Source organism: Microcoleus sp. Z1_A1 (assembly GCF_036700305.1).
Taxonomy (GTDB): Bacteria; Cyanobacteriota; Cyanobacteriia; order Cyanobacteriales; family Microcoleaceae; genus Microcoleus.
This window is the reverse complement of sequence record NZ_JAUBOR010000023.1, coordinates 1-12,447: the sequence shown is the minus strand read 5'-3', so window position 1 is coordinate 12,447 and position 12,447 is coordinate 1. Positions and strand designations below refer to the sequence as shown.

Sequence of the window (12,447 nt, the reverse complement as noted above, 5' to 3'; positions counted from 1 at the left end):
GCCCGTAGATTCGGTAAAAAACCCGGTTTCTTTGGTCTGAGTGCGTCCAGGAGTGCTTTACTTCGCCGTCGCGATCGAATTCAATTTCGTCCAAAATTTCGTCGTTCATGCTTACATCTCCAATAAAGGCGAAAAATCATTAAAATCGTCTTCTTCCTCTGTCAAACCTTCTGAATCGCGTAAACTTTCCGGGTAAACTATGCCATTAATGCGCCGCAGGGGCTCCAGAAATGCACCGTAAAGTTCTTGATAAATTTCTCGAATCACTGGATCGGGATGCTTGACGCATTCTTCTAAAATAATTCGCATTTGAACTAGCATACTGTCCCGCCCGGAGTCAGGTTCATTTTTAGTGGATTTAATAGCCCAAGCTGCATCGACAAAGTAAACTTGTACCGGACACCCATTTCGCATCCCGCGCCCGATAGTTTGCAAAATCCCAACCATCTGATTTGCCGTAAACGGTTTAAATAAATCTTCACCCAAACGGCTAGCCATGAGAGGTTCGCGCAACAGTCGATTCGCCGTTTTCCATAGTTGTTTTCTCGACTGTTTCCAAGCATTAGAAATTGCAGGCAAGCCTTCTATTTCAGTAAAAACTCGACTGTCAAATTCTTGGGTAGCTTTGCCGGCGAGGCTGTACAAAAGTTGCGTATCGTCAGTGGTGGGGTGGGGACGGGTGAGGAAATAAATTGTGCCAATCGCTGCATCGAGTTGCCTATCTCCTTTGGTAAAAACAATATTCACGCCTCTACCGATCGCCAACATCGGAAAAATGATAATATCGCAAGTTTCATCATCTCCTAAAGCCTCGCACTGAGCCGTGGTAACGAAATCTGTGGGTTGCTCTCCGTTTTTGAGAAAATTAACAACTGCTTTGGTTCTTTTGCCGATTTCTGGATGGTAATCGTTGATAAAATTCTTAACGTTCCGAGCTTGTTCGTAGCTGTTAACAATTAAGGCAGCTTTGCGGTAAATACCATGTTGCACGTCAAAGTTGAGGATGGATTTGTAAATTTCAGATTTCTTGGTTCCTCCTTGCACCAGCGCGTCTACCATTTTTTTTAAATTACGATCGCGCAATTCGCCTGCACCGCTATATCGGAGAGGTTCATCGCGCGATTCGCGATCGGGCAGCCATTTGAAGCGGTAAAAGCTCTTTTTGGGTTCGTGTTCTGTTTGCCGCGGTTTCAGCAGATAATCCGGCCCAGAGTTAATGTGATAAGCAGGACTTGCTTCGAGAAATGAGGTAGCTGAAGTCATTAAAACTGCCGGCGCTGTCAGTTCGCCATCTGCCTCAAATAACTGATGAAAACGGTGCATTAACATCCGAGGCGCGCCCACAAAAATAATATAAGACAGTTCCACATTTCGGGCTTGAGAGCGAGTAGTTTGTGCCGATTCACAACTGTATTTCACGCCCGAAAAAGACCCCAAAATATTCTCAGGAATCAGTTGTCGCAGTTCGGGTGTTGCCGTTGATTCGACAATCGGTTCCCGAAGCAGTCCTTCTGCTACCATTGTTCGAGTTTGCGGTACGATACGCTGATAGCCTAAAATCACAAAAGTAACGCAAACAAGTAAGGTAATCGTATCCTGAGCTTCGCCTGATGCAGTGGCATCCTTAAAACACAAAGGCAAAAACAATTCGGCAATTTCTTTGACTATTTTATCGCGCCGTTCGATCAGATTCTCCGCTAAATAACGACGAAAATAAAGAATTTGAGTTTCCCATTGCTGTTTGAGCGTGTCGGCGTTTATTCCCAGCCTTTGAGCGCACAGATCCATGTTTAGCCGATCGTGCGGTTCAATGCCAGTGCGATCGTAAAAAGCATGGTAAGCAGCCGTTTCCCAGAATTCTTTCAAGGCTCGACTTTTGCTAAATCCCTGTTTGACTTCCTCTTCGTCAAGGCGATCGCGTTTAGAAGTTTTCTCATAGCCATCCAACAAATCGCTGACTATTCTCAGAACGGTTAATAACTGATTCTCATAGCGTTGGCTCACTCGCGATGAGGGCATATTTTGAACGGCAGTAATTAATGATGTATTGCGATCGCCAAATTCCGATAAATTGCGGCTGTAAAGTTCTACATTGCGGTCGAACAATCGATAGTTTTCTCCGCGAGCAAAAGGATTGTGAATTTGCTCTTGAATGGCTAAATGGATAGATTCTTTCGCCCCGGAAAGTTTTAAAGTTGCAGCACCGTAAGCATCCAGATTTGATTGCACCATATCTGCTTCGTCAAAAACTACGACATCGAATGTCCGGGCAATTAATTCAAAATAACGAATGCGCTCGCGAATAGCATGGGGTGGTACTTCCGTATCCATTGAAAGAACGTGGCCGACCCAAATATCGGCATCTAGCAAATCGCGGGGTGCTTTGTGGCGACCGCACATCGTCCAAACCGGACAAAGATACTTTTTCATTTGCCCTTTTTTGCCACCGCTTTGTAAAATTTCATTGCAGGGTGCATAACCAAATCCCCACATCGAAGTATCAGCAGTAGAAAACGCAGGTAAGACGCAATTTAAGCCAAAAACTTCTGCTTGTTCCAAACTATAGCCAAAGCCGCCATTTCCCCCTGATGCTGCGATCGCCTCGGCAATATTGTTAGCGTGTCGGCGGCGAGTTCCATCGCTTTGACCGACTAGCATTCCCACTTTAATTTCATGAAATGCTAGTTCTGCCATGTACTGTCTGGCAACTTCAATAGAGGGAAACACAAACATCGCTTTATAACCGCGTTTTCCCAACCACACAGCTATTAATACGAGCAAAGTTGTTTTGCCCGATCCAGGCAGTCCAATTAAGTGCTTGATGCCTTCTAATTCGATGACTGTTTCTTCCCGCAAACCCTTGCCAATTTCTGGCACCTTAAGTGCAAAATGTTGAAACCGTTGTACCCAGCTACCCCGTCTTTTTTCAGGGTGATTTGCTTCGCGTTCATCCATCTCAACTGCTAACTCGTACAGTTCCGCAAGGGGAATGCGGATTTTTGCTTTCGGGGCGCGATCGAGGGAATGAGTGCGGCGCGGTGCAAGCGGGGCTGCGATCGGCCCAATTGGCACTCTCGCGGCTGTTGTTTCTTCACCTAAAGCAACGGCCATTGGCTGGCGGGGATCGGCAAAGGTGGCGCTGTAAAATTGGTGTGCTAAAGGCTGACCCAGAATTTGACGTGCTTGGGCAATTAAAGGGTCTTCTAGGGGGTCTGTGCGTTGAAAGTGAAGTGTTTCTAAGTTAATTTTATAGGTTCCTTGAGTTTTGTTGCGGTAGTGGCGATCGTTATAAATAGCAACTGCGTGTTTCACTGACTGTTCTGTTACGTAAGCCAGCGACATCAGGCGCATATTGAAAATGGCTTGGCGGGCTTTTGCCAACGCGGGTGCATTGATGATACTCGCCATTCCCGATATCGTTAAAGGGGCATATTCTAGGGAATTAGTCTCAATAAATTCTGCCATCAAGACACACAGCCAGCAAATGCGATCTATTCCCGTCCAGAAATCTGGTTTAATTCTCATATTTGATTTTCTTTAACAACTGTATGACTTGTGAAACAGACAGAATTTCGAGAGTAGCAGGATCGCCTTTTTTATCGATCGCAGACTGAAAAGTAGAGAGGTAATCTGGCCGCTCCTCAATTAATTGGTCGCTGACGGCAATGATGCGGCGGCGGTAGTGAATCAGCCCTCCGATGCCAGTGCGGTTGAGGCGCAAAGCAAGGGAGACAGGACTGGTGTATGACTTAGCATCAATGCCGATATTGCGACCGTTAATTGCTACATCGCATAGGTCTGATTCTGGGTAAAGTTCGGCATCTAGTCCGTTTTTTATGGCTGCCTTAAAAATTGCTAATTCGTCGATCGCCGGCCCAGTCCAATAGGTTAAAATTTGCGGTTGGGCAATCAGCAATCGGTCTTGGTTTGGGTCTGATTTCTCCGAAACTTTTGCTGTTGAGGAGTTGTGACCGAGGCATTGGCGAATCGGACATCGCCCATCGGGAAAAAGTTCTTTATTGGGATAGGGGCGCATCAGCGTACCGCAATACGCGCAGCGATGAGCGTGTCCGTCAATTAACCAGACATCGGGTACGCTATCAAAAAAGGTGTCAACAATCATTCCCTGTAAAGGGGTTAAATCGTTGTCACGTAAGTAGTCTAAAAGTTGGTGTTCTCCGATGAGCGATTGGCTGCCAAATAGCGATCGCAAAGCCGTATAAGCTTTGTGCTGGTGGCGAATCCCCAATCGTTCAGTTGCCTCGCGCAACCGTTGGTACAGGCGGTGTTCGATGATATTATCTTCGCCAAAAGTACCTTTACTGTTGGCAATTACTGCACAATCTGGGGTTGGCACTCGCAAGTCTGGATCGATGAGAATTACTTGACCAGAGTCAAAATCGGCGTGACAAAAAATATCTAATTCCCACTGATCGAGGGGATATCTAGCACGTTCCAAAACCGTATGCACGCAAGCGGCGCGATCGCTTTTTCCAGATTCGATATATAGCCTGCCCAACTTGCACATAGCCCGATAAAGTTCCGATGGCATACTATCATCGTCTTGGCGAACGATGTCTCGATTGAGAATTCTTGTGTATTGTCGCAGAATTCCCTGGGCTAGCAATATAACAGTATCTTCAGCGAGATCGATCGTGCTGGCGTGTCCTGTGGGTAATGGCAATGTCGTTGTTTGCATTTGTGGCAACCAGGTTGGGTCTTGACCATCAGTCTCGGCAACAATTTGTTGCTCCAATGTTGCGTCGGGGAATGAGGGTAAAACTTGAGCGATCGCGGCCAGTGTCCAGCCTTTCTTGAGCAAAAGTGCTGTTGCCAGTCCTTCTAAAATCTGCCGAAACCGAAATTCTTGACCTTTCGGCTGTGACAGGAGTTGCTTGGCTCTCCACGATCGCACAGTTCGTAAGGCTGGTGGTTCCACAGATAGCCCAAGCTGCTCAATCCGTCGTTTTAGTTCTTTTGTCAGAAACTCAGCAGTTCCCTCCCACTGGCGATCGTCTTCAAAGTACATAGATGTATAAAACCAACCACTTTACAGCGTATACTGATTACAGTAAACGATGTAAATAAAGGATGTCAATAGAGGCTACTCAAAATACTCGTGGCTCAAGGTAGTCATTTACCTGTGAATATCTTGCGGGATAAAGCTTTCAGTCTAATTAGAGTCAGGTAAAAACTTAGCTGAGTCCACTCTTGGATCGCAAAATCTTGCTCCCATTGCCAGTCAGTCGGTTAACCTATGGCAAATTTTCTACCTCTGGCCCAACTGCCCACCGTTTTTGGTGAATTCAACTATAATTCAAAATACACTTGAGTCCAGCCCGCACCTTCCCCGGAATATTCTAACTGTGTTTACCACCGCACCTGCTCCGAACTTTACTCAAACCCGACTGCCCGACGACTTGTTTGCAGCAATTAACGCCCTCAAACAAGAGTTAAACGCCGTCATTCTCGCCCACTATTACCAAGACTCCGAGATTCAAGACATCGCAGACTTCATTGGCGACTCCCTAGAACTTGCCCGCAAAGCCGCCAACACCAGCGCCGATGTCATAGTTTTTGCCGGAGTTCATTTCATGGCTGAAACCGCAAAAATTCTCAATCCTGACAAATTAGTATTGTTGCCCGACTTAAATGCTGGGTGTTCCCTCGCCGACAGTTGCCCTCCCGAAGCCTTTGCAGCTTTCAAAGCCGATCGACCCGGACATTTGGTAATTTCCTACATTAATTGTACCGCCGCAATTAAGGCAATGAGCGATATAATTTGCACCAGTTCTAACGCGGTTAAAATTGTCAACCAAATTCCCGAAAATCAGCCGATAATTTTTGGGCCAGATCGCAATCTCGGCCGCTACGTCATGGAACAAACTGGCAGAAACATGGAAATCTGGCAAGGAGCCTGCATCGTCCACGAAAACTTCTCAGAAAAAAAGATAGTTCAACTCAAAATCGAGAATCCCGAAGCCGAAATAATCGCCCACCCCGAATGCGAACCTCCCGTGCTGCGCCACGCTAATTACATCGGCTCTACCACTGCTTTGCTCAAATATTCTCAAGCTAGTTCCAGCCAAGCTTTTATTGTCGCGACTGAACCGGGAATCATTCACCAAATGCAAAAGCAAGCTCCGCACAAACGCTTCATCCCCGCTCCTCCCAACAATAATAGTTGTGCTTGCAACGAATGCCCGCACATGAGATTAAATACCTTGGAAAAATTGTATCTAGCTATGAAAAATCAAACCCCTGAAATTACCATGCCCCTAAATATTCAACTAGCAGCCTTGCAGCCGATCCAGCGAATGCTAGAAATGAGCTAATCGCTGGCTATTTTTCAGTAAATACATTGTAAGCTGTTCGGCATTTAAAGGACTTGCGTAAGGTGCGTCAGCATCTAAGGTTTTCCGTTTCAGCGTAAGGGTTCGCGAATGACGCACCCTACTAGCCTCGTTACTGGTTTAAATGCTCCACAGCTTATGCTGGGTTGGCCGGGGCGATTAAATTAAGTCCTGGCCTAACCCACCAAGCTCGATCGGCAATCTGTGAATCAGTTGTCCACTCTTTCTCTTCTTTTCCTCTGCGGTGCCTGCCTTTAAAACTCATGAACAATAAATGATGTCGGAAAAACTGATTGTTTTCACCCGCTATCCCGAACCGGGAACAACCAAAACTCGACTAATTCCGGTGCTGGGAAAAACAGGCGCTGCTAACCTTCACCGTTTGATGGCCCAACGGACGATCGCCTGCGCGCTCTCTCTCGAAAAAACCCGCGGATTATCGGTAGAAATTCACCGAGCCGGCGGCAGCCAACAACTGATGCAAGAGTGGTTGGGAAGTGATATTTTTTGTGAAAATCAAATAGACGGTGATTTGGGCGCCAGAATGACAGCAGCGTTTCAAAACTCTTTTAATTCAGGGGTTGAGAAAACAGCAATTATCGGCACTGATTGTCCTGGTTTGAAAGCAGAAATCATGGCACAAGCTTTTGAGGCACTGAGCCACCACGATTTAGTTTTGGGCCCGGCAAAAGACGGAGGTTATTATCTGATCGGGCTGCGGCGATCGATTCCGGAATTATTCGGTGGCATTCAGTGGGGAACCAGTGAAGTATTTGCTTGTACGCGGGCGATCGCCCAAAAGCTCGCTCTCAATATTGCTTATCTTCCCACTCTTGCAGATATCGATCGACCTGAAGACCTCCTCGGTTTAGATATTAATATGTTGAAATAACTAAACTATATTTAATTTCTTTCAATCATTAGTAATTGTCATATTTAATTAAATAAAACTACTTGATTGTGAAACCATAAGGTCATAATATAGTAAGTGTATTTGTCTAACCAAATGCTGAATCTCAGTAGCAGTTAGACAGCGCTTGGGACAATAGTCCCAGGCGCGAGAAAAAACAAAAAATTAGCAAATAAATTAGCAACTAATAGATCGGCTTTGTACAAAACCCGCCCTGCCACAGGAAAGCCCAATGTAGGTGCGAGGCTATTGTAAAAAATGAGCAACTAATAGCTTGGTTTTTTACCAAACTCTCCCACCTTAATTAAGGCAAAATGTAGGGGCGAGCCTGGGGTCAGAAATGGGAAAAATCAGCTTTGTACAAAACCCGCCCTCTCTCTCACGGGTTGCTTAAGTCTGTATGTCGCCAGAAAATCCCAATCTCAAAATTTCCATTATCATTCCAGTCTTAAACGAAGCACCTACAATAGCCTCAGTCATCTCCACCGCCCTTGAGGCCCAAAATGTCGAAATAATTGTCGCTGACGGTGGCAGCAGCGACGGTACTACAGATATAGCAAAATCTTTTGGCGTCCGAGTTATCTCCACCCCCCCAGGCCGCGCCACTCAAATGAATGCAGGTGCCACCGCTGCTGCTGGAGATATCCTGCTGTTTCTCCACGCAGACACTCTGTTGCCTCGCGGGTACGACGATAGCGCGCGTCGGGTACTAGCTAACCCGTCTGCTGTAGCGGGGGCCTTTCAACTCCAGATTGACGCCCGCAGCCTGGGCCTCCGGCTGGTAGAAACAGGGGTAAAGTGGCGATCGAACTTTCTGCAACTGCCCTACGGCGATCAAGCCATTTTCCTCAACGCAGCTACTTTTGACCAAATCGGCGGTTTTCCCGACTTGCCCCTCATGGAAGACTTTGAATTCGTGCGCCGATTGAAAAAACAAGGTCGCATTGAAATAGTACCCCAGCCAGTCCTGACCTCCGCCCGTCGCTGGCAGCAGCTTGGGGTGATCCACACCACCGCCATTAATCAAATAGTAATCATCGCTTATTTCCTGGGAGTGTCGCCCGATCGACTCGCTTTCTGGTATAAGAGGCAAAAGAAAAATTCTTCCAAAAACTAAAGAATAGTGAACTTTTCTAAAGCTCGCCGTTAATTATGTAAATAGGAAACACGTCCCTGCGTAAAATATGACTTGAACGCCTCAACTTTTACGCACAGCGAGGACACACAGAATATGGCAGATCCCAGAGATGCAGAGCTTATTAAACCCTTTAACGGCGACCCCTTCACGGGTCATCTAGCCACCCCCATCAGTGCTTCTGATTTCACAAAAGCATTTATTGGGAACTTGCCGGCCTACCGCAAAGGACTCTCACCCCTAGTTCGAGGTCTAGAAATCGGTTTGGCACATGGTTATTTCCTCGTCGGCCCTGAAATCGTCTTCGGGCCCCTGCGGGATTATCCAGAAGCAGCTAATCTCGGCGGATTAATTACAGCCCTCGTATTAGTTCTGCTTGGCACAGCAGGTATGTCTGCCTACGGTTTGGTCTCTTTCAAGCAAGACAACACCAGCTACCCTAGCGCTAATCCCATGACTCCCGATTCCCTCAGAAATGCTGAAGGCTGGAGCCAGTTTACCGCTGGTTTCTTTATTGGTGGAATGGGTGGTGTCTTTGCTGCCTACTTCTTACTCGAAAACTTTAACGGCGTTGATGCCATTTTCCGGGGTTTAGTCAACAATTAGACTCGACTCCCACATATCCCTGTTGGAACACACTAACTTTAGTTTGGAGAATTTGATATGACAGGTTCCTACGCTGCCTCTTTCTTGCCTTGGATTTTGATTCCCCTAATTACCTGGGTGATGCCAGTTGTGGTAATGGGTTTGTTGTTTATCTACATTGAAAGCGACGCCTGATCCTTACCTCTAAAGTAAGACCTAAGTTGGAAAGCCGAAGTAATAAGACGATTGACGAACAATTGCTCTGACATTTCTAGATAAATCTAGGGAAAATCAGCAAAAATTGTTTTGAGATTGCTGGCTATCCGAAAACTTAGTTTCTTTACTCCCATCCCCAGAATTTATCTGTGGAGCAATCTTTCAGTTTTCTTCCTTCAAAACTCATAATTGCAAAAAAATCCTCCGCCTGCAGGCAGAGGATTTTTTTACAAAGAAGACAAATCATCCGCTCAGAGGACACAAATTGCCAAATTCTAAGCCACAATTGTTATGGAAACCTACTAATGAGGAGACAGCGATGCAATTTTTCCCCGCACGCCGCATCTTAGCTCCATTCCTGATCTCGGTACTGCTGCTGGTGACCGCCTGCGGCCAAACCCAAGCCCCATCACGCTGGGACAAAGCCCAGGAGGAAAGCACCCAAAAACCTGGTAAAGCACAGCAGACAACTGCTGACAAATCAACGGCTAGTAATCAAAACCTGCCCAAAAAGGCAGTTGCAGGCGGTAAGTTAAATAAATACTTCCCGTCTTCTGGGAGTGGATTCGATCGCGTTTTTGCTCAAGAAAAATCCGGTTTTGCTGAAGCTAAGTTGAACAAAGACGGTAAAAATGTCGCGGTTCTCTCAATTAACGACATCGCCGGCAACCCCAGCGCAGGTGCAAAATTCCAGCAAAGTACCAAGAAAATAGGCGGCTATCCCGCAGTTAATCAAGGTGCTAATATCACTGCTGTTTTAGTGGCAAATCGCTATCAGGTGAAAGTTCAATCCCGGACTTCCTCTTTTACCGCTAGCGATCGCGAAGCTTGGCTGTCAAAATTTAACCTGGGCGGCCTCGCCCGCCTCAAGTAGCCATGTCTTTTTTCCAACTCGGCGCCCGACTCAAGTCTGGCGCTATCAGAACTAAGTCGGCCACTATGAGACTGTGAAGTTTTGCAATCTGCCAAAAGTAATACCTTTGATTTTCGTTTCAGCATAAGGAGTTTTTTTGTGAGCAAAACAGTCTTTGAATTAGTCGATCAACTGCCTCAAGACAACATGACTGTCAAAGCCCTGCGAGCGCTTGACTTTGTGGTTCCCGGCGAGTGGAACAATTTAGTTGGCTTTGAAAATACCATTCGCACCGTTACTGGCGAAACAGACGAAGAACTGATCCAGCAAATTGGCGAGCGCGCCATCTACCTGTACAACGATAAATCTGAGGGCTACCAGCGCGCTCTCTGGCTCTACCAAACTATTGACAACGCCGACAAGGCTTTGGGTACTGCCGCCCTCGCTAACAAAGTCTCCCAAAATGTGCCGTTTTTGTCCCTTCTGGGCAATCTCACTCCCAAGCCGGAAAAAGCTCAAACGATCGACCTTTCTCTGAAGTTAGTCACTGAGTTGCTCGCTTTTTGCCAAATTAACGGTATTCCCGGCGACAGCATCGGCGATTTTGCCGCTTCCTTGGGCGACTACGGCGGCGAATCCTTGATGCGGATGGCTGCTTTGGTTTGTTTTGATGGTTTGATTCCCCTGGGCCCAGACTTTATCATGGCAACTCAGTCTTGGATTCAGAGGCTCTCCCCCAGCGATTTGCAAGAGAATCAGGCATTTAAGTCGATCGGCGGCATGATTCCTGGGGGCTCTCCCGCAGGCCAACTCGGCTTTATCGGCGAAAGCTTTAACTCGGTTTCTGGCTGGATGAGCTCTTTTGTGAGCGATCGAGGTTTGACTCCCCAAAACGTACTCGGCCAATTGCAGAATTTTGTAGACATTTCTGCCGACAAGGTGGACTACGTGGGCGCATTCCTCGATATCACTACCAACTACTACGAACACACTGGTGTTCAAACTCTCGCCCGCCGCTTGATTGAACGAGCTGTCGCTGAGATTTAGAATAACCAAAGGAGTTGTGATCTTGGCGGACGATCGCCCTGTGAGAGTGTTTTGAGTTCAAATTTTTTTGACTAGCCATTCTCTCAGGTTGGTTTTCGATAAAATGTGTGCCCTCAAGAAAGTCGATCGCCCGCTTGCTCAACTCCCAACTCCTTACCCAATCACTTTTACCAGGAAGCGTTAATGTCAGAAGAACCGAAAAATCCTACCGCTGGCGAATCCGAAACTCCCAGTGCTGCGATCGATCACGCCCCAAGTTCCGACGAACCAGACACAAGCGACTTACCCAGCACTGACAAGCCTCCAGCGGCTGCTAAAAAGCCCCCAGCCAAGGCCGAAGGCGACAAGCCCCCAGCTAAAGCTAAGAAGGAAAAAGCACCTGCTGTTGAAGACAAGCCCTTTGCGGAATTTATTCAACAAGATTATTTGCCCGCTTTGCAAACTGCTTTGACTAAGCAGGGCGTTAAGGATTTAGAGGTGAGTTTGGCAAAGCAAAAACTCCCAGTTGCTGGCATGAGTTCCGCCGGAGATTGCTGGCAGGTAATTGGCAAATTCCAAGAAGGTCAGCGCCAATTTAACCTGTATTTTCCTCAAGAAAATATTCAAAGTCAAAGGGCGTTTTCCTGCGCTGAAAATAATACCAAAACCAGCACTTTAGAGCCTTTTTTGATAGATGAGCGCAAGGTAACACTAGACCTCATGGTGTTTGGCGTCGTCCAGCGGCTTAACGCTCAAAAATGGCTAAATCTTAATTAACCTGAGTTCGGGATAAGAAGAGGGGGGGACAATAACTTACTCAAAGTCAACCCCTACTCCCCTTCTTAAGGCAAGGCTGTTTCATTCTCACCAAAAACATGAATTTTGACTCTTGTAGTGCCTTTCTTTGCCTACCCCCGACCTAGAGGATTTGATCCCACATTCCGCACCCCCAACTGGCACATAGGCAGATGGAGGGGATAAAAGTGAATCATCCGAGATAATAGTGAGTAAAAACACCCAAAAATCTGTGCAACGCTCGCATCACTCAGTTAGGAATTCCTAAAAATTGACATGAGGGCATTAATTCAATCTTCTTAGCCCATTAAAAGTCAAAAATCAGACCATTAATAACTATTAATTCCCAGCATATATCGCCCGCATTATGACAATAATACATCACTGCTGAATCAACAATTATTTAAATGTAAGTCAGTTTTACCAATCAATAATAGACTTCTTTTCACAACAAAAAATAATAAGACCGACAGGTGACTGGAAATAAATTTAAGATGGCTAACCGTTCTGATGTCAAATTAGAAACTTGCTGAATTCCTTGAATACACACGGCATGAATCGATTGAAAACTTTG

The 12,447-nt window shown here is 46.4% G+C and carries 10 protein-coding genes; 8 read left to right on the top strand and 2 right to left on the bottom strand.

Annotated features, from left to right (window positions below):
- Positions 1 to 111: 111 nt before the first annotated feature.
- Complete coding sequence (locus QT973_RS16245; RefSeq protein ID WP_333212675.1) at positions 112 to 3,525, bottom strand: pPIWI_RE_Z domain-containing protein; 3,414 nt, start codon at positions 3,523 to 3,525, stop codon at positions 112 to 114.
- Entirely contained in the window at positions 3,515 to 5,029 is a 1,515-nt protein-coding gene (locus tag QT973_RS16240; protein ID WP_333391711.1) for a restriction endonuclease-related protein, read from the bottom strand. The genes QT973_RS16245 and QT973_RS16240 overlap by 11 nt, the downstream gene beginning before the upstream one ends.
- A 337-nt stretch (positions 5,030 to 5,366) precedes the next feature.
- Between QT973_RS16240 and nadA the strand changes: the two genes are divergently transcribed.
- The 8 genes from nadA (at position 5,367) to QT973_RS16200 (ending at position 11,855) form a co-directional block, all read left to right on the top strand.
- Positions 5,367 to 6,335, top strand: a complete 969-nt coding sequence (gene nadA / locus QT973_RS16235) for a quinolinate synthase NadA (RefSeq protein ID WP_333056279.1) — start codon at positions 5,367 to 5,369, stop codon at positions 6,333 to 6,335.
- 292 nt (positions 6,336 to 6,627) lie between these two features.
- Entirely contained in the window at positions 6,628 to 7,245 is a 618-nt protein-coding gene (locus QT973_RS16230) for a TIGR04282 family arsenosugar biosynthesis glycosyltransferase (protein ID WP_333056280.1), read from the top strand.
- 418 nt (positions 7,246 to 7,663) lie between these two features.
- Positions 7,664 to 8,380, top strand: a complete 717-nt coding sequence (locus QT973_RS16225; RefSeq protein ID WP_333056281.1) for a TIGR04283 family arsenosugar biosynthesis glycosyltransferase — start codon at positions 7,664 to 7,666, stop codon at positions 8,378 to 8,380.
- A 114-nt stretch (positions 8,381 to 8,494) separates the two neighbouring features.
- Positions 8,495 to 9,004, top strand: coding sequence for a photosystem I reaction center protein subunit XI (locus QT973_RS16220; protein ID WP_333056282.1), 510 nt, complete (start codon positions 8,495 to 8,497; stop codon positions 9,002 to 9,004).
- A 57-nt stretch (positions 9,005 to 9,061) separates the two neighbouring features.
- A complete protein-coding gene (locus QT973_RS16215) occupies positions 9,062 to 9,178 on the top strand; it encodes a photosystem I reaction center subunit VIII (protein WP_333042098.1) in 117 nt (38 codons plus the stop codon).
- A 340-nt stretch (positions 9,179 to 9,518) separates the two neighbouring features.
- Complete coding sequence (locus tag QT973_RS16210; protein WP_333056287.1) at positions 9,519 to 10,073, top strand: hypothetical protein; 555 nt, start codon at positions 9,519 to 9,521, stop codon at positions 10,071 to 10,073.
- A 138-nt stretch (positions 10,074 to 10,211) separates the two neighbouring features.
- Complete coding sequence (locus QT973_RS16205) at positions 10,212 to 11,099, top strand: hypothetical protein (RefSeq protein ID WP_333056283.1); 888 nt, start codon at positions 10,212 to 10,214, stop codon at positions 11,097 to 11,099.
- A gap of 183 nt (positions 11,100 to 11,282) precedes the next feature.
- Positions 11,283 to 11,855, top strand: coding sequence for a DUF2996 domain-containing protein (locus QT973_RS16200; RefSeq protein ID WP_333212670.1), 573 nt, complete (start codon positions 11,283 to 11,285; stop codon positions 11,853 to 11,855).
- The last annotated feature ends 592 nt before the right edge of the window (positions 11,856 to 12,447 follow it).